Below are 17,747 nucleotides of genomic sequence, written 5' to 3' on the forward strand. Positions count from 1 at the left end.
ATGAATCTATGCTATTAACAAAACGTGAAGAACAACTGATGAAAGCTTTCCTCCAGGTAGGGAAGCTTTCGTTGAAAGAAATGGCAGAAATCCTGCAAGTTTCCTCTCGAACGGTCTATCGAACCTTGTCTGATTTGGGGCTAGCTTTGGAAGAAAAGGGGATTGAGCTGGTCAAGGATGGTAAGAAATATTATCTAGTGGGCAATGTGTCCCTCCTAGAGGATTTGGAATCGCAGGATGGTTTTACAGCCAACCAACGCTTGCTACAGATGTCTTATCAATTGTTGACCAAGCAGGAACCCATTACAAATGAAGTCTTCCAAGAGCAGTTTCTGGTTTCAAATGTGACGGTCATCCAGGATATTGCGACTATTGAAAAGCGCCTGATGGACTTCGGACTCAACCTTAATCGTCAGAAAGGCTATGCCTTGGAAGGGTCAGTTGCCCAGAAAAGACGGCTCTTAGCAATTCTCCTCGCCAATGCCATCTCTGTTCAGGAATTTTGGCAAGATGCCTATTCGGACTTCCCTGTTTTAGTGGTGGAGCGAGTGGCTGCCAGTCGGTCTGCCTTTGAAGGCTTACAGGCTCATCTGGGAGAATTAGATCCCAAGATGAGGCAGGTCTTGATTAGTTTGTTGGCACTGGCGGACAACCATGGTAATCTGGAAGATAGTATGTCAGTATCCAAAGATGCCTTGGATTTTTCGCAAAAAGTGTTTACAGAACTGGCTAAGCAAACCAAGACCTATTATTCCATTCAGGAGATTATCTTTTATGCTAGGGTCTTGGACGAGCTGGTAATCAAACGCCAGCAAGTTCCTCTTTTTCGAGAAGCATTTGACAGCCGTTTTTATTACAATATTTCCCAATTGGTGGACACGGTTTCTCGCTTTACTAAGATTGACTTCATCAAGGATTCCTTGCTCTTTCCAATGCTCTTTAATCATATCCGACTGAGTTTGGCAGTCCCCATTCTCTATCCAGATTTTGCGACGAGCAATATTGCCTACTTGGCGACCCAGAAAAATCCCTTCTTGCATCGCTTGGTCAGCCAGGTCATGCAGGACATCTTTCCAGACTATATTCAGAATGAATATGAGTATGAATTGGTCACCTTGCATTTTGCTTCCAGTTTGCGGCGGAGTCCGGATATTTATCCTATTCGAATCTTGCTGGTAACGGATGAAAGACCCTTGACAACCAGTGTCTTGGTTTCAAAAATCAAAAACATTGCTCCGTTTGTGGAGTGGATTGCGGTGAAAAGTAGTTCGGATTTGGCTACAGTTGATTGGCAGCAATTTGACTATTGTTTGACCACAAAACCGCTCCCTCATTTGGACTTGGCCTTGATTTCGACCTTTCCATCGACAGAGGAAATTTTGGATTTGCAAGAAACCTTGCAGTCTATCCAAGAAAATAGGACGGTTCAGGTTCGAGAGTCTGTACACATTTCTTATCAATATGACTTGCAGCGCTACCTAGAAGCCAGTAGTCGCTTGCTAAAAGAATTTAGTTTGACTCTTTTGGACAATCCAGCTTCCTTTGAAGAGTCGGTTGGAGTCATCGTGGCAACATTAGATGGTTTGTTGGATGCTGACTATTTGACCCAAAAGCTCTTGGATCGATTTCAAGCTAGCCCTTTGGCGATTCCGCAGACTAATCTTGCCCTGATCCATACCCAGTCTAGACAGGTGGAAAGAAGTCAATTTCACATCATTGAACTAAGCCAGCCTGTGCAGGCCTTGTCGATGAATCACGAGTGGGAAGAAGTCAGACGGGTCTTAGTTATGATGACTAGTCCAGAAGAACAGGATGAGGTCAGAGAACTGATGACTGCCATCAGCCAGTCCATCATTGAAAACAAACTCTATACAGAAATTTACCGAACTGGTAACCAAGAAATTATCTACCAGTTATTACATTCTATTTTTAACGAAAAAATCAAGAAATTGGAGAATTAACATGGAAATTCAACACAAACTTATCAAATTAAACCAAACTTTTGCCAACAAAGAAGATGCGATTCGCTACTGTGGTCAACAGCTGGTAGCTGCTGGCCATGTCAATGAAGCCTATATCGAAGCTATGCTTGAACGAAATGAAGAGCTTTCTGTCTATATGGGCAATTTCATCGCCATTCCTCACGGTACGGATGCGGCTAAAAAGGAAGTTCTGTCATCAGGGATTACCATCGTGCAAGTGCCTGCAGGTGTTAACTTTGGGACAGAAGAAGATCCAAAGATTGCGACAGTTCTCTTTGGCATTGCAGGTGTGGGCGATGAGCATTTGGATATCATTCAAAGGATTTCAATCTTCTGTGCAGATGTGGATAATGTGGTCAAGTTGGCAGATGCTCAGTCAGAAGAAGAAGTCATCACCCTGTTGAACAGTGTAGGATAAGCGAGGAGAAAAGATGAAGCAAGCAGTTCACTTTGGAGCAGGCAATATCGGACGTGGTTTTATCGGGGAAATCCTCTTTGAAAACGGCTTTGAAATTGCTTTTGTTGATGTTAATGAAACTATTATTGATGCCTTGAACCAGCGTCATGCTTACGAGATTGAGATTGCTGAAGAAGGCCAACGCCACATCGCAGTTTCAGGGGTGCGTGGGATCAACAATCGTCAACATCCTGAAGAAGTTGTCGCAGCTCTTGCCACAGCTGATTTGGTAACGACAGCTATTGGGCCAAATATCCTGCCTTTCATTGCTGGTTTGGTTGCTGAGGGGATTGAAGCCCGTCGCCAAGCAGGCAATACCCAACCGCTTGATGTCTTGGCCTGTGAAAACATGATTGGTGGCTCTGCCTTTCTTTACGAAGAAGTCAAAAAACACCTGTCAGAAGAAGGTTTGGCTTACGCAGCGGAGTTTGTTGGTTTCCCAAATGCAGCCGTGGACCGCATCGTTCCCGCTCAAAGTCATGAGGACCCATTGTTCGTCGTGGTGGAGCCTTTCAACGAGTGGGTGGTGGAAACCCAAGGTATGAAAAATCCAGACTTGAAGCTGGAAGGTGTTCACTATGAAGCGGATTTGGAGCCTTTCATCGAACGCAAACTCTTCTCTGTCAACTCAGGTCATGCGACCTCTGCCTATACTGGAGCTCACTTTGGGGCGACAACGATTCTAGAGGCCCTGCAAAACCCAGAGGTGAAAAGCAAGGTGGAAGCTGTTCTGGCGGAAATCCGTAGTCTTCTGATTGCCAAATGGGGCTTTGACGAGCAAGCCTTGGTGGACTATCATAAGGTCATCATCAGCCGGTTCGAAAATCCATATATCGTAGATGACATTGCCCGTGTGGCTCGGACGCCAATCCGTAAGCTCGGTTATGACGAACGCTTTATCCGTCCAATCCGTGAACTCCGTGAGCGTGGCTTGTCCTACGACAACCTCCTAGCGACTGTCAGCTATATCTTTGGCTACAAGGATGAAACAGATGAGCAGTCTGTGCAACTCCAAACTCTTCTGCAGGAAAAATCCCTGCCAGAAGTTGTATCCGAGGTGACAGGTTTGACCGACCCAGCCTTGATTGCGGAGATTGTGGCAGTGGTTGCATAATAAAAAATACTTCTCAACCTAGTCTGGTTGAGAAGTTTTTTCGTCTTGTTTTTTAGAAATCTGGTGGAAGACGACAGTCCATCTTTCATGGCGTCGCCAGAGGGAAGTGTGGACGTAGTCCCCGATTTCAAAGGTAACCAGCTTGGACTTTTGACTGACAGAAGTCATCTGGTAATTGGAGAGGTAGGTGGATTGAACAGGGTGGGCAAGGAGCATCTCTGCCTTGTTGTGGTAGCGGCCCTTGGCGTCAATCAAGAGATAGTCTTCATCAATCAGGTCTTCATAGCCTTTTTCATGGGCTTGGATTTCAGACTCAAAGCGATAGAGCTTGTCAAAGACGTGTTCATAGATTTCATCGTGGGGGATTTCAGAGGGCTCCACATGAATATCCACATCGAAGACCCCATGCTTGAGTGTCAGCAGTTGCTCGACCTGCTCGGTAATCTCGTGACTTTCATAGACGGATAGATCAGGATTCATTTCCAACACAATGTCCAGATAGATATTGGCACCGTAGGTCCGACCGCGTTGGGATTTGACAGCGACGACCTTGGGCAGTTTGAGAATATCTTCTTCATACTTGTGGAGGAGTTCCTCGTCAAAGCCATCGGAGAGGGTGAAGAAGCTTTCCATGAAAATATCATAGGCAGTTTTTAAGATAAAGAAAGTGATGACAATAGCTGCAATCTTATCAACGATTGGAAAGTTAAGGGCGGCCGCAAAAACAGCGACAGAAGTACCGACAGAGGTAACAGCATCAGATAAATTATCCTTGGCAGCTGCTTCCAGCGCCTTAGAATGAACCTTACGGGCTAAATTTCGATTGTAGAAATAAACTCCAATCATGACGATGGCTGAGAAGATCCCAACGACTGCCCCCATCATATCAATCTCAACCACTTCATCGCTCAGCAATTTGAGAATGGTCGAATGGAGGACCTGAAAACCAACGACAAACATGATGAAGGATGTAATCAGACTAGCCAAATCTTCCATTTTCCAATGGCCAAACTTATGGTCGGTATCCGCAGGTTTCTGGGCCATTCGCAGGCCAATCAGGACTGCGACATTTCCCACAATATCCGAGATATTGTTAAAGGCATCCGCCGTCAGGGCATCGGAGTGAAAAATGGTTCCGGCTGACAGTTTAAGACCAGACAAAAGCAGATAAGCCAGGATGGAGATAATCGCCCCTCGTTCCGCCAGCTTTAGATTTCTAACTTGTTGATTCATAACCCCTCCTTTGTATCCTAACATGATAACAAAAATGCTCCTTGTTTTCAAGGAGCATTTCCTGTTTTTCCTTAGGTGGAATAGCGGAGCTTCATATACTTGTAAAGCCTGAGAAGGACGGTACCGCTGGCCATGCCGATTGGGATGACCAAGGAAAGAGTGATAACTGTCGTGACATTGACCAAAGCAGTAGCATGCTCGCCAGATACGAAGTAAGTCGTCGTCATGTAGGCCCGGTAGCCAGGAACCAGAGGAGCCAAGATTGCCAGAGAAAAAATAACCGACGGTGTTTTGAGGACAATACTCATGATTTGGCTGATGCAGGAGCCAACAATTGCAGCAGTAAAAGTTGCGATGACCGCATTTGTCGGTCCTTCTAAACTGAGATAGATCAACCAGACCAACATGCCCAGCAACCCACCCGGGATGAGCATCTGTTTTTGAACATTTAAAACAACAAGAAAGGCTGCAATGGCAATGTAGCTAGCCAAAGCTTGTAAGAGAAAAAAGAAACTATCCATGATTTACCCCACAATCAGTAAAGCGACAGCAGTGCCTGCACCCAATGATAAGATAAGAAGAAGGGTTTGAAAAATCTTTGTCATCCCAGTGTTGATATGGTTGGTCATCAAGTCCCGGACAGCGTTGGTAAAGGCAATCCCCGGCACAAAAGGCATAACAGCTCCAGCATTGATCATATTGGGATTAAAGTGGAATGGAAAGGCCTGGCCCAACCAATAGGCAAAAAGGGAAAAGACAAGGGCACCAGCAAAACTGGATACAAACTCAATACGGATAAGATGGTGAATCCATCTGGAAAAAGGAAAGGCCAAGAGTGTTGCTAAGGCAGTCGCTAGAGACTCAAGCAAGCTGCCTCCAAACATCAGGGTAAAGAAGGTGGCTGCTATGACAGCAGCCACAGTTATTTGAAGAGCAGTATAGGGGAGAGGCTGGTTTTTAATCACATTCAGCTGATTCAAAGCCTGATCCAAACTAATTTCTCCCTCTACAAGTGACCGTGAGACCTGGTTGACCTGGCAGACCTTTTGCATATCGTGCTTGGGTTCTACTATCCGTTTCATCCGTGAGATGTTGGTATGGTCAATTGAGAAAAAGATGGCTGCAGGGATGGCTAAAACATTGGCATGCTGAATACCTTGCGAGTGGGCGATACGAATCATGGTGTCTTCGACACGGTGGATTTCAGCCCCGCTTTCGGATAGGATGGCACCAGCCAACATGAGCACATCAATAGCCTGATTTAGTGGAGGCTGTGCATTCATAGGATTCTCCTCTCATTTTCTAGACTTATTATAGCAAAAAATCAAATGGATGAAATTATTTTACTAGGTTTGGGCAAAATCCTTGCATAGTCTCCGAATGATGATATAATTGATTTGTCAACAGTTGATGAATCAACAAAAGGAGGAAGCCATGAGTTCAATGAACAATTTGCTCTACCAGGTCAAGTTAGCAGATGAGACCATCACCAATCTGTTTGAAAAGCAGTTGGGCATTAGTCTGACCCGCTATCAGTTGCTGATGAGCTTGCTGGATCAAGCCCCTTGTTCGCAACAAGATTTGCAGGAGGCTTTGCAGATTGACCGCGCAGCAGTTACCAGACATCTGAAGATTTTGGAAGAAGCTGGCTACATCAGTCGTAAGCAAAATCCAGACAACAAAAGAGAGATGGTGGTAGAGCCGACTCAGCAAGCAATTGCGGACTTGGTCACAGCTCCGCCTCAGCATCATGTGGCAGTCAAGACTGCTATGGAGACCATCTTAACTGCTGAAGAAAGCGCTCAGCTGGATCAGCTCTTGCACAAACTGGTCATTGGCTTAGAAGCTCTGCCTTTTACCCAAATCAACCAATAGAAATGGAGTACCCTCATGTCAATTTTTACTACTATCCTAGCAACAATCGTTGCCCTTGAACATCTTTTTATCTTCTATCTGGAAACTATCGCGACGCAGTCGGAGAAGACAGGCAAGACCTTTAACATGAGTCAGGAGGAATTGTCCCGTAAGTCTGTTTCCACCCTGCTTAAAAATCAGGGAATCTATAATGGTCTCCTAGCCCTTTTCCTTCTGTATGGCATTATCACAGGCAATCTTGAAATTACAACTATTTTTGTCCTCTTTGTGATTGGCGCTGCAGGTTATGGAGCAGCGACATCCAGCCCATCCATCCTCTTGAAACAAGGAGGACCAGCCATCTTGGCCCTCTTGTCTATTTTATTGTTTAGATAAACGAATGGTCATTTCAGACCATTTATGTTGATACGCTATCCTACCAGTCTTGGAAAGGTAGCGTTTTTTTATATCAAAAAACTGACTAGGTAGCTCAGTCAGTTTGTATTTCTTTAATAAAGGATTTAAGAATATTTAATATTCGCTGTTCCTCGGTCAATTCTAGTATTTGAAGTCCCTTGTCAATCAATTCCTGTTTCTTATCCGCTATACCTAGGTACACATAGCCACGGGCAAGCTGGTCGTAGCGTTTTTCTTGCTTGGCTAGGGTGGTGAGTTTGGTAGCGAATGCAATAGTCTTCGTGAAATTTTTTTTATTCAAATAATAGTAGGCTAAAAATTGATAATGGGAAAGTATAGTTGGTTTAATACGTTTGAAGTCCTTATACTTGTCTAATCGCTGCAATAAAAGTTTGGAAATGTCTTCAATCGTTTTATCGGGAAAACTATAAAGTAGTGTACTAAGAATGATAATATCATTGTGATACCAGTTGTTACACCGTGTTAATTCTGTCATTTGTAAATCGGTGAGCATTTGTGCCTCTTTAGATATTTGGCTAAATTTATTACTATTACGTACAGAGATGACAGTCTCGATTAATTGTTTTCTTCGTATAATGGGGATATCGTCAGATTCTTTTTTGAGATGTTTTTCACAGCGCTCTACAATACCTATCAACTGGTCGTTTGTCGGATTTTTAAGATTGTCAATATCATAGAGCAGTTGCTGGCGTTCGCTGGGTTGGTAGTAGTTGCAGAGGTACTCAAATTCTTCAAAGGTCATATCAACTTGCTTGAGTAAGAACCGCATGAGTTCGTAACTGGGGATGGTTTGGTTGTTTTCAAACCGAGTTAAAGTAGAGCGATTGATATAGTTGCCACATACTTCCTCTTGAGTAAGGTGCTTGTTCCTCCGAATTTCCTTGTAAACACTACCGTAATCCCATCGCATGACAGCCTCCTTGAAAAATAATGTGCATCTGTGCATCAAAATGAACTAAATCGATAAAAATAGTATATAATAATATTACATCTAAAGAAAGTGTTTCTATCAAATAGAGAGGAGGAAAATAAATCGGAAAAAGTCAAATGATAGAAATGATTTACTGTTAAGGAAAGCATTTTGTTAGGAAGGAGGAAAGAATGAGAAAGGGATTTGTTTGGTTATCACTAGCTTTTTTGACCTTACAATTTTCAACTGCCTGTACTCGAAAAGAACAAGCAATAGAAATTTCTCAGAGAAGTGAAGTACAAACCTTGCCATCAAAAAAGCTAGTTCCAGGTCAATTTAAGGAAGTTCCTGCTTCCGAACTGTTGGATGGGTCTGCCATCCTTGACTATCCAGCTGATTATCCCTTTGTACCGACTTTTTTAGGCGACGATGGGCTTGTATATGGTTATAGCATGGACGAGCAGAAAGGCAAGAGTTCCTTGGTTTATTTAGATAGTAAATCAGGAGACTACAAGACCTTGAAAGCTGTTGATTTCCAGCATAGCCCTGTCACTTTTGGCACCTACTATGCAGACAAGGAAATAACAGTTTTTCATGAGTACCATTATGAAAACCAGCATTCTTCATATTATCTCTGGACCAAGGAGACGGATAGCCTGACAGAACTCATCACTATCCCAGGAGTTTCTCCCCTGCATTTTTCAGAGGTTGCTCGCTGGAATCAGGACATTTTCCTTGTGACCAGTGATGCAAGTGGGAATTACCCTATCCTTCGTTACGATTTGGCTAAGCAGGAAATGTCTGTTCTGGAGGAGAAAAACAGCGGATATCCGCTTGTAGTAGGAGACGACTTGTACTACCTCCTCTTGGACAATGAGCAATTAAAAACAGAATTGGTACGTTACCATCTGCCGACAAGCGAAAAGAAGGTCTTAACAAGAAGCCAAGGTCAGGAAGCATTTTACAATGGTCTTTGTGCCCATGGAAAGGAATTGATTTTGATGAAACAGATGGACAACAGGGTCATTTTTGAAAGGGGCATTGGAGAGCAGTCTGAGGAAATCTTGCAGACAGATCATGCGGAAGTTGTCAGCTGTCATCAGGGATTTTTATCCTATATTGGGACCAGTCGCAATTCAGAAGACGGACGTATGTTGCCTTATCTTTACAATCTGGATCATCAGATTTCTTATCAATATGACCATAGTGTCTTGTACTTGTCAAATGTTGGCATTTTCTGGGTAGAGTATTTAAAACCATCAGAGGAGATTGGACCAGGCACCATTTTCACAGCAGAAAATTCGAGGATGCGCTTTTTGTCCTTTGAAGAAATGAGGAAAAAATGATGAAAGGGAAAAAAATAGTCATTCCAGCTCTAGTGCTGAGTCTAGTTGGAGGGGCAGGGATTCTCGCCACCTTAAACCAATCTTCGGCACCAGTTAGCAGCACCAGTAAGACGGCTACACAAACCAGTAGCACAGAAACATTATCAGTAGCAAAAAACAAGGAGAGTAGCACAGAAAAAACGTCCACTTCTAAATCTGAACAAAGTAGTTCGTCAAGCACTTCATCTCCAAACTCGCAGAGCGAAAGTAGCGAATCTGTGACAGAATCCAGCAAAGCAGAAACGACTTCAGAGCAGGGGGCGACTGAAACGACGACTGCAGAACAAAGTAAATCGAATCCCCCCATCAGTCAAGAAACGATAAATAAATTGGCCAACTCTCAGTCTCAGACAGGGAACAAGCATATTCTCAATGTTAGCCCTCAAATCCAACGTGCTTGGAATACCTGTGCGCCCACTACGGTGAGTATGATGCTCTCCTATCGTGGAATTGAGGTTTCTCAGGAAGTCTTAGCGCAGGAGATGGAGACAGATACAACCTTTGGTACCCATAATGCCAACGCCATTCAAGTTTTAAACCGTCACTTGTTTGGCTATGATTTTCCTCAGGCAAACCAAGCAGGTTATCGTTTAGAAACAGTGACAACTGCGGATGTTCACTCTGATCAGATGCGCCTCTTTAAGCAACGGTTGAAACAGAATATCGCAGACGGCTACCCGATGTACTATACATTCGATAGTTCTAAAATTTATCCAGGACTCCGTGGAGAACACAATGTTATTGGTATTGGTTATCAATTGTCTGAAGATGGTTCAGATATTGCTTATCTCTACTATTTAGACCCTTCGCCAAACGTTCAAGATTCGGTATATGGAGGACTAAAAAAAGTATCTCCACAGGAGTTGTTCGAAAGTATGCTCACCTGTGTAGAGCCAAACTATGGATGGTAATTGGGGAGTAAGATTCCATACGGAGTTGTTCGAACAAATAAAAACACAGCCAGATGATGGATGAGTTCAGTAACATCCAGGCATGCTGCTGTGTTTTTTCTATGTTGAAAGAGTCTGAGAGGCTGCACTCGAAGATTGATACTCTTCGAAAATCAAACACAGCCGTTGTTGACTTGATTTGATGAACTTCAGTTCTATCTGCATCTGCGTCGTCTAGCCTGATTTTGATTTTCATTGAGTATAAGTTTGGCGAATGTTAGTCCATCATCACTCAACAAGGATATCTCCCTGCTTGCTAAAGAGGACAAGCTGGGTCTGGGATTGGGTCTGGGTTTGGGGAAGGATGACTTGGCCTGATTCAGAGTAGGCTTCCACATGGAGAGTTTGCTTGCTGTCTTCCTTGAGTTGGATGTGGGTATCACCCTTGAGGACCATGATGTCATGGTGTCCGGCTAGAGTCAAATTGTTGGCTGTGAGCTGACCCAGAGTGAGATAGATTGTGCTTATGAATTGACTCTCTGATGTAGTTTGGCTGTCTAGGCGCGTGTCTTCTAGCACAAGGTCTCCATCTAGGATGCTGAGGGCTATTGAGTCAATCTGGCTGTCTTCGATGACTGTTTTTCCTTTTTGAATCGACAAATCAAGTAGATCAATCTGAAGCTTCTTCAGGTGGACATCGCCAATAATCAATCCGCTGAGTTTATCTAGCTGACGACCTTTGGGAACATAGAGGACAGGCTGATAGGAAGTATCAGGTGTTTGATGATAGAAACTGAAGAACTGATCAAAAAGACTCTCTGACACATCTTGCCCCTGGTCCTTGATGACCAGCTTGCCATCCGTCAGTTGGTAGTTGGTCAGATCCGTCTGGTGGTGCTGGTTGCGATAGTAGTAGAGGTGGAACTGGTCATCATCAGACGGTAAAATACTGATGCTACCGTTTATATCGATGCTTGAGACATCTGAAAAGCTAACATTTGTTTGTTGGCGGTACTGGCTAGTTACTTCCTTGAGCTGGTTCCATCCGCCCATGAGATAGCCGGAAACGGCTAGTAGAGCGCCAAGGGCCAGCAGGCCGATGGCTATTTTCGGTAGGGAATCAAATCGTTTCATGGGAACCTCCTGTGCGTATGTGCTTGGCTACCCAGTTGAGTACAAAGAGTATGGCCTTGTTAGCAAAACGAAAACTAGCCTGTATGCCGAGCAGTCCAATGGCTAGGCTCATGAGGCTAAGTCCTGCAATCAAGAGTCCGCTGGACCATGAGAGGCGAAGGAGGTCAAGGGCGAAGAGGAGATGGGCTAGTCCTCCGAGGATAGCGCTGATCCAGAAACAGCCTAGGAGAATCAGACCAGCCAAGACAAGCAGGATGAGGAGGACAAAGAGGAGGAGAAGGCAGATGGAGAGAGGGAGTCCGACGGGGGCCGCCAAAATAGCCAGTCCGAGCAACCAGATTATATTGTGGTGCTGGGGCTTTTCATCTGCCATTTGCTTGTCGAAGAGGTTGGTAAGGATTTCGCGGGCCGCTTCAGAAGGGGGACCGAGTTCTTCTATTATCGCAGTTTCTCCGTCTGGACCAGCTTCGTCAAAATACTCATTAAAGTGGTCCAAGGTATCTTCCAGGTCTTTTTTGGGTAAATGGCGGAGCTGTTTAGCCAGTTCTGTCATGTATTCATAGCGTGTCATGGTCTCCTCCTTTATGCAAGAGTTACTCGGCAATCGTTACAGCGAAGAGTGAGCTTGCTTGGGCAATCAGCGACTGAATAGTCCAAGATGACTGGTTCTTCATCCAAATTCAACAAGTCCATCATTTCTTTGGGCAAGTGGAGAACGGAGTCTTCTGCTTCTAACTCAAGATTGAAGGGCTCTGCTAACTGTATGGACAAGACACAATCATCAGCCTGGCAATTGAGCCTGTTTGCCAACTGCAATTGCTCAAGCACTCCGACACAATCGGTTAAATCCAAATCACCTGTGGCAAGTTGACAGCGATTGAAATTGATTTGACAATCGGACAAGGAAGTCCGCAGTTGGTCACAGTTTGACTGGCTGAAGTTTGCTTGGACATCATCGCCGATAAGATCTAGCTTTTTAGTTTCAAGCTTGGTTACTGACAACTGCCCATCTTTCATCTTCAAGAAGCATTCTTCCTGGACCTGTAGCTGGCTCAGAGTCAGAGAACTGTCGGACAAGTCCAGACAGAACAAGTCCACCAAGTCCAAGTTGCGGATGGTCAGCTTGCTATCTGAGAGAGTGAGGCTTAGGTTGGTCAGGGGAAGAAGCCTTTGGGGGAGACTAAGAATGGCATAGCTATCTTCCGACTGAGTCTCCAAGATTCTATCGGAATCGAGACTGGTTTTCAAAACCAGGCAATCTCCTTCGAGTTGGTAGTCCAAGGTCACACCTGTTTCTTCTGGATTCATTTGGTAGCGTAGCTGGGCTTTTTCCAGCTGACCCACTTGGACGATTAAACTCATCGATTCAAGTTTCAGCTTTAATTGACGGAAATCAGGCAGTTGCGCCTCAACAGTCTGTACATTGATCTCACTTGTCTTTGTAGAAGAGTCATGAAAGAGTTTTTTCCAATTAAATGGTTCTTTAGCGGTCGCTTGAAAAACTGGCCCGCTTTCCAGGGGATTCTCAGAAATCAATTCATCACTAGGGAGGTTGGCCATGATTTCTTGAGCAGCTTCTCTGGGCTTGCCCAAGTCTTGAATGGCTTTTTGGTCATCTCCTTTTTCTTCAAAGTACTCTTGGAAATAGTCCAATACTTCTTGACGTGCATGGGGCTGTAAGCCAGCCAATTCCTGTTCCAATAGGAGTAAATAATCTGCTCGGTTCATTTGCGTAGGCTCCCTTCTATGATTCCGTCGATAGTGCGCTTGTAGTTGGTCCATTCTTCCTCGAGAAATGGGATGTGATCCCTTCCTGCTGGGCTGATGGTGTAGTATTTGCGTTTCCGCCCCAAGTATTCTTGCTGGTAGGTGGTGACGTAGCCAGCCTTTTCCAGTTTTTTGAGAATGGGGTAGAGTGTTGATTCTTTGATATCCGCTGCTAACTTAATGGTCTGACTGATTTCATAGCCATAGGAATCCTGCTTATCGAGGATAGATAAAATCAGAAATTCAATTAAGATAGAGGAGACGGGATAGTACATGCAATCACCTCTTTATCATTATGTAAAATATTTATATATAAATTATATACATAAAGATAAAAATGGTCAAGCCTTATATATAAAAATTTTATATAAAGATGGAAGAGAGTGTGCTATACTAAAAGAAGTTAGAGAAGGAGGAGTTAATTTGCCTGCATTTATTTATCGTGCCCTTGGTTTTGTCTTTGTTATGGGGATCGGATATTTATTACGACATCGAGGCCTTGTCAAGAAGGAGGAGGCCCGCATCTTTTCGACCATCCTGATGAATGTGACCCTACCATCAGCCTTACTCTTGTCCTCACAATCCATGAAAGTGGAACAGATTGCCCTCTTGCCATTTTTCTTGGGGATTGTTGCCAATCTCTGTTTGCTAGTAGCTGGTTATGTGGTTTGGCGAAAGGATAGGCAGAAGCAGGCAGCAGTCATGGTGGGCTTGAGTGGGTACAATATCGGAACCTTTACCCTACCCTTTGTGCAAGCTTTTTTTCCAGCTAGCAGTTTAGCAACGGTTCTCTTGTTTGATGCAGGCAATGCCATTATGGTATTGGGTGGAAATTTTAGTCTGGCCAGTCAGTTAACTAATCAGGTTTCTTCGCCAGGTCTTTGGCGCAGTCTCAAGCCATTGGGCAAATCGCTTCCCTTATTGGTTTACTTGCTAACTTTGACCTTGGCTTATTTCTCCATTTCCTTACCTCAAAATCTTTTGTCTATCTTTTCAATCGCTGCTCAAGCCAATCCATTTCTTGCCATGTTGTATTTGGGAGTTTTATTGGATTTTCCAGTAAGTTGGGCAGGCTGGAAGGAGCTGGTTCAGGGCTACTGGGTTCGTTTGTTGACCAATTTCTGTCTGGCTGGTTTGGTCGTCTATGGCCTGCCATTTTCTTCCTCTCAGACTTGGATGATCTTGTTATGCCTTTTGTCTCCCATATCAGTCTTGGCTCCCTTTTACGCTTGGAAGTTGGGTGGAGATGGAGCAGAAGCTGCCAATCTCAACTCGCTATCCATTTTAGGAAGTCTGATTGCTCTGTTTGCTCTGCTTTATTTTGGACCATAAAAAAGACACCTGTTCAGGAGAACAGGTGTTTTCAGCTTAATTCAAGAAGAAATCTTGAGGACCCTTATAGCTATGCTCTTCTTTGAAAGCCATGTAAACATTAAGCAATGGTGTAAAGAAGAGGTAGAAGACTGACTGTACAGTTGATAAGCCAAAGGCACGGCCATAGTTGTATGTCAAATAAAGGCTATAGATAGGTCCAGCAACTGGAATCAAGATGAAGAGGATAAAGATACCTTTTTCTTCACCAAAAGTGATGCATTGTTGGATATAAAGGTTATAAATTGGAATCAAAGCTTTCCAAGCTGCATAACCAGCACGGCGGAAGAGGACCATGTTTGAAAAAATGGTCAAGAGATACCAAACGACTGAGATGGCGATGGTGATCAACCAAAAACCAATCAACATGCCATTTAACAAAGCTTCATCAGAATACATAAATAAATCTCCTTTTCTTTTATGAGTTCATTATATCAGTATTAATCCAGTAATACAAGATAAATGTGCATTTTTTTGAAAAATTTTCTGAAAAAGTCGATTTTCCAAAGAAAACCGACTGAAAGATTATTTAAAAGTGACAATTCCAAGGATTACATCGACGGCTTTTTCCATGGTTTCGAGGCTGACGAACTCGAAGCGGCCGTGCATGTTTTCACCACCGGCGAAGATGTTTGGCGTTGGGATGCCCATGAAGGAAATCTTGGAGCCGTCTGTTCCGCCGCGAACAGGCTCAATCAGTGGCTTGATGCCCAGATTTTCCATGACGTCCTTAGCGATATTGATAGGGGTCATGTCTTTTTCGATGATTTTCTTCATGTTGTAGTACTGGTCATGCAGGTTGACAATGACGCGTGGAGTATCAAAGTAGGCATTCATCTTTTCAGCAATGTCCAGCATGAGTTGTTTGCGGGCAAGGAAATCCTCTTCCTCAAAGTCGCGGATGATATAGGTGGTAGAAGCAGTATCGACACTGCCTTCCATGTTCATCAAGTGGAAGAAGCCTTCATAACCTTCAGTTTTTTCAGGACGATCTGCTTCAGGAAGGGCATTGTGGAAGTCAATGGCAAGTTGGAAGGCATTGATCATCTGGTCCTTGGCAGATCCTGGGTGGACATTGCGGCCTAGGAAGTCAATCTTAGCACCCGCTGCTGAGAAGGTTTCGTACTGGAGTTCGCCCAGCGGTCCTCCGTCCATAGTGTAGGCAAAGTCCACATCAAAGTCTTCCACATCAAACTTGTCTGCACCGACACCGATTTCTTCATCAGGACCAAAGCCCACACGGATTTCGCAGTGTTTGATGTCAGGATTTTGGACTAGGAATTCAATGGCTGTCATGATTTCGGCAATTCCTGACTTGTCATCAGAGCCTAGCAAGGTAGTGCCGTCTGTGGTAATCAGGGTTTGACCGTGGTAGTTGGCAAGTTGTGGGAAGTCTTTTGGATGCAATTCGTAGCCAGAAGTTCCCAAGGCAATTGGGTTTCCGTCGTAGTTTTCGATGATCTGCGGATTCACACCTTCTGCGTTGAAATCCGCTGTATCCATGTGGGCGATGAAACCAATCTTGCGGGTCAAATTTGGATCATTGGCAGGCAGTGTTCCCACAGCAAAGCCGTTTGGTAGGTAGTGGACATTCTGTAAGCCGATGCGTTTCATTTCAGGCAGAAGGATATTCTGTGCGAACTCAACTTGGTTCTGGGTAGAAGGTGTGGTAGTCGAGTTTTCATCTGAGCGGGTATTTTCTTTGACATAGACTAAAAAGCGGTCTAAGAGTGTTGGGTATTTCATAGTGTCTCCTTATTTGTTCAAAATATGTTTTTCAATGGCCTTGGCAACGCCGTTGTTTTCATTGGTGTCGGTGATGTCTTGGGCGATCGCCTTGACCTGCTCGTTAGCGTTGCCCATGGCAATACCAAGTCCAGCAAATTCAATCATTTCCAGGTCATTGTTGGCATCTCCCATAGCCATGATTTCTTCTGGGAGAATACCGAGGCGGTCTGCCAGTTTTTTCAAACCTGTGGCCTTGCTTGCGCCGTTTGGTAAAATTTCCAAGATATAGTCCTGTGAACGAACGGTGGAATAGGCTTGGCTAAGTACAGGATTGTGTTGATTTTCAAAGGCATCAATATGCTCTTTTTCACCGACGAACATGGCTTCAAAGAAGCGATGCTGACCCGACAGAGCTTCCTTCAAATCAATTGGTTGAGGAGTCATGCCCACTAAACGTGCGTCCAAATCAACCATATCATTCGCTTTTTCGGCAAGAACAAAGTAGTCCTCTTCGTCAAATAAGGAAATCTGTACCTGGTCTGAATTTGTGAAGCCATCTAAGTATGCAATGTCTTGGCCTGTGAGTTCTTCCCAGTCGATCAAAGACCAGTCGCGGGTGAGGTGAGTGGAGCAGCCATTGTTGACAATGATGTACTCATCTTCTGTATCAAATCCCAACTGCTGAACGAAGGGCTTGACCCCAACAAGGGGACGGCCTGTACACAAAACGACTGTCACACCAGCTGCCACAGCCTTATGGATGGCATCAATCTGCGGCTGCATCAATTCCTTTTTCTCGTTTAGGAGCGTACCGTCCATGTCGAGGGCGATCAGTTTTATCATAATTACCTCCTTGTTTCTACTAGGACTAGTATAGCACAATTTAGAAAGGAGGGGGGAAAGAAATTCGATGAAGGATCCTGAGAAGGAGAACATAAAATAGTATCTCTTATAGCTCCAAAAACATAGATAAAAATGATATACTAAATTAAAAAGCATCAAGGAGTCCAAATGTTATACCAAGCAGACCTATTTCACCAAGTTGAACAGCATTTACGATTAGAAGGCATTCTCCAAGAATTTGAAAGTAAGAATGGGCCGATAAAAGGGCGAATGATGATTCAAGAAGTAGCCATACCAGAAGAGTTGAATTTTTCCTTTGATCCAGCTGACCAGGTCAAAGGTTATATGGCTTCCTTTGATTTTTATGAGATGGAATTGGGCATAGCCTATAGTCACACACAAAAGAAACCTGCCTCAGGCATTTGGTTTCGTCCTCAGGAGGAAGCAGCCGAAGAGCCTAGTAAAGAATGGATCGAATTTTTTATCAAAACCTTATTTGAAAACTTGACTCATGAAACAGGTATAGGCATGCCCATATTCAGTTTTGTTAATGATACAAGTGATTTTACCCTGATACCGACTGTTAAAAACACAAAAATGTAATCGTTTACAACCAACTAGAATTATGTTAATATATCATT

Annotated in this window: 20 protein-coding genes; 9 read left to right on the plus strand and 11 right to left on the minus strand. The window is 44.0% G+C overall.

Features of this window, described 5'->3' with window-relative positions; all coding sequences use genetic code 11:
* Positions 1 to 8 precede the first annotated feature (8 nt).
* Genes PXH68_RS03610 through PXH68_RS03620 form a run of 3 tightly spaced genes read left to right on the plus strand, consistent with a single transcriptional unit; the run spans position 9 to position 3,553 of the window.
* Complete coding sequence (locus tag PXH68_RS03610) at positions 9 to 1,961, plus strand: BglG family transcription antiterminator (RefSeq protein WP_248027337.1); 1,953 nt, start codon at positions 9 to 11, stop codon at positions 1,959 to 1,961.
* A 1-nt stretch (position 1,962) separates the two neighbouring features.
* Entirely contained in the window at positions 1,963 to 2,400 is a 438-nt protein-coding gene (locus PXH68_RS03615) for a PTS sugar transporter subunit IIA (protein ID WP_248027335.1), read from the plus strand.
* Between the two features lie 13 nt (positions 2,401 to 2,413).
* Positions 2,414 to 3,553: a mannitol-1-phosphate 5-dehydrogenase gene (locus PXH68_RS03620; protein ID WP_248027333.1), complete on the plus strand. Its 1,140-nt coding sequence runs from the start codon at positions 2,414 to 2,416 to the stop codon at positions 3,551 to 3,553.
* A gap of 18 nt (positions 3,554 to 3,571) precedes the next feature.
* Here the strand turns inward: PXH68_RS03620 and PXH68_RS03625 are convergent, their stop codons facing one another.
* The 3 genes from PXH68_RS03625 to PXH68_RS03635 all read right to left on the minus strand — a co-directional run bounded on the left by PXH68_RS03625 (position 3,572) and on the right by PXH68_RS03635 (position 6,069).
* Positions 3,572 to 4,786, minus strand: coding sequence for a cation diffusion facilitator family transporter (locus tag PXH68_RS03625; RefSeq protein ID WP_248027332.1), 1,215 nt, complete (start codon positions 4,784 to 4,786; stop codon positions 3,572 to 3,574).
* A 71-nt stretch (positions 4,787 to 4,857) separates the two neighbouring features.
* On the minus strand, positions 4,858 to 5,307 hold the full coding sequence (locus PXH68_RS03630; RefSeq protein ID WP_158454603.1) for a threonine/serine exporter family protein: 450 nt from the start codon (positions 5,305 to 5,307) through the stop codon (positions 4,858 to 4,860).
* A 3-nt stretch (positions 5,308 to 5,310) separates the two neighbouring features.
* On the minus strand, positions 5,311 to 6,069 hold the full coding sequence (locus PXH68_RS03635) for a threonine/serine exporter family protein (RefSeq protein WP_248027330.1): 759 nt from the start codon (positions 6,067 to 6,069) through the stop codon (positions 5,311 to 5,313).
* Between the two features lie 151 nt (positions 6,070 to 6,220).
* Between PXH68_RS03635 and PXH68_RS03640 the strand changes: the two genes are divergently transcribed.
* Complete coding sequence (locus PXH68_RS03640) at positions 6,221 to 6,661, plus strand: MarR family winged helix-turn-helix transcriptional regulator (RefSeq protein WP_248027328.1); 441 nt, start codon at positions 6,221 to 6,223, stop codon at positions 6,659 to 6,661.
* 15 nt (positions 6,662 to 6,676) lie between these two features.
* On the plus strand, positions 6,677 to 7,036 hold the full coding sequence (locus PXH68_RS03645) for a DUF1304 domain-containing protein (protein ID WP_158454607.1): 360 nt from the start codon (positions 6,677 to 6,679) through the stop codon (positions 7,034 to 7,036).
* 94 nt (positions 7,037 to 7,130) lie between these two features.
* Here PXH68_RS03645 and PXH68_RS03650 read toward each other — a convergent pair whose 3' ends face one another.
* Positions 7,131 to 7,988, minus strand: a complete 858-nt coding sequence (locus PXH68_RS03650; RefSeq protein ID WP_248027326.1) for a helix-turn-helix domain-containing protein — start codon at positions 7,986 to 7,988, stop codon at positions 7,131 to 7,133.
* Between the two features lie 191 nt (positions 7,989 to 8,179).
* Between PXH68_RS03650 and PXH68_RS03655 the strand changes: the two genes are divergently transcribed.
* Together PXH68_RS03655 and PXH68_RS03660 are read left to right on the plus strand one after the other, a co-directional pair.
* Entirely contained in the window at positions 8,180 to 9,334 is a 1,155-nt protein-coding gene (locus tag PXH68_RS03655; protein WP_248027324.1) for a DUF5050 domain-containing protein, read from the plus strand.
* Positions 9,334 to 10,284: a C39 family peptidase gene (locus tag PXH68_RS03660; RefSeq protein ID WP_398582975.1), complete on the plus strand. Its 951-nt coding sequence runs from the start codon at positions 9,334 to 9,336 to the stop codon at positions 10,282 to 10,284. Before PXH68_RS03655 ends, PXH68_RS03660 begins: the two co-directional genes overlap by 1 nt.
* Before the next feature lie 267 nt (positions 10,285 to 10,551).
* On the opposite strand, the gene PXH68_RS03665 is transcribed toward PXH68_RS03660, so the two are convergent.
* Genes PXH68_RS03665 through PXH68_RS03680 form a run of 4 tightly spaced genes read right to left on the minus strand, consistent with a single transcriptional unit; the run spans position 10,552 to position 13,439 of the window.
* The gene (locus PXH68_RS03665) at positions 10,552 to 11,397 is read right to left on the minus strand and encodes a DUF4097 family beta strand repeat-containing protein (protein WP_248027321.1); all 846 of its coding nucleotides are present in this window, start codon (positions 11,395 to 11,397) and stop codon (positions 10,552 to 10,554) included.
* On the minus strand, positions 11,384 to 11,968 hold the full coding sequence (locus PXH68_RS03670; protein ID WP_248027319.1) for a DUF1700 domain-containing protein: 585 nt from the start codon (positions 11,966 to 11,968) through the stop codon (positions 11,384 to 11,386). Before PXH68_RS03670 ends, PXH68_RS03665 begins: the two co-directional genes overlap by 14 nt.
* 11 nt (positions 11,969 to 11,979) lie before the next feature.
* Positions 11,980 to 13,125, minus strand: a complete 1,146-nt coding sequence (locus PXH68_RS03675; protein WP_248027317.1) for a DUF1700 domain-containing protein — start codon at positions 13,123 to 13,125, stop codon at positions 11,980 to 11,982.
* The gene (locus PXH68_RS03680; protein WP_158454615.1) at positions 13,122 to 13,439 is read right to left on the minus strand and encodes a PadR family transcriptional regulator; all 318 of its coding nucleotides are present in this window, start codon (positions 13,437 to 13,439) and stop codon (positions 13,122 to 13,124) included. Before PXH68_RS03680 ends, PXH68_RS03675 begins: the two co-directional genes overlap by 4 nt.
* 148 nt (positions 13,440 to 13,587) lie before the next feature.
* Here PXH68_RS03680 and PXH68_RS03685 point away from each other — a divergent pair, with 148 nt between their 5' ends.
* A complete protein-coding gene (locus PXH68_RS03685; protein ID WP_248027315.1) occupies positions 13,588 to 14,496 on the plus strand; it encodes an AEC family transporter in 909 nt (302 codons plus the stop codon).
* 36 nt (positions 14,497 to 14,532) lie between these two features.
* Here the strand turns inward: PXH68_RS03685 and PXH68_RS03690 are convergent, their stop codons facing one another.
* The 3 genes from PXH68_RS03690 to PXH68_RS03700 all read right to left on the minus strand — a co-directional run bounded on the left by PXH68_RS03690 (position 14,533) and on the right by PXH68_RS03700 (position 17,106).
* The gene (locus tag PXH68_RS03690) at positions 14,533 to 14,934 is read right to left on the minus strand and encodes a DUF5684 domain-containing protein (protein WP_205030624.1); all 402 of its coding nucleotides are present in this window, start codon (positions 14,932 to 14,934) and stop codon (positions 14,533 to 14,535) included.
* Between the two features lie 126 nt (positions 14,935 to 15,060).
* A complete protein-coding gene (pepT, locus tag PXH68_RS03695; protein WP_248027313.1) occupies positions 15,061 to 16,281 on the minus strand; it encodes a peptidase T in 1,221 nt (406 codons plus the stop codon).
* Positions 16,282 to 16,290: 9 nt separating this feature from the next.
* On the minus strand, positions 16,291 to 17,106 hold the full coding sequence (locus PXH68_RS03700) for a Cof-type HAD-IIB family hydrolase (protein ID WP_248027312.1): 816 nt from the start codon (positions 17,104 to 17,106) through the stop codon (positions 16,291 to 16,293).
* Between the two features lie 168 nt (positions 17,107 to 17,274).
* Between PXH68_RS03700 and PXH68_RS03705 the strand changes: the two genes are divergently transcribed.
* The gene (locus PXH68_RS03705) at positions 17,275 to 17,709 is read left to right on the plus strand and encodes a hypothetical protein (RefSeq protein ID WP_248027310.1); all 435 of its coding nucleotides are present in this window, start codon (positions 17,275 to 17,277) and stop codon (positions 17,707 to 17,709) included.
* Positions 17,710 to 17,747 lie beyond the last annotated feature (38 nt).

Origin of the sequence: Streptococcus sp. 29896 (genome assembly GCF_032594915.1) — a bacterium.
Lineage (GTDB): Bacteria > Bacillota > Bacilli > Lactobacillales > Streptococcaceae > Streptococcus > Streptococcus suivaginalis.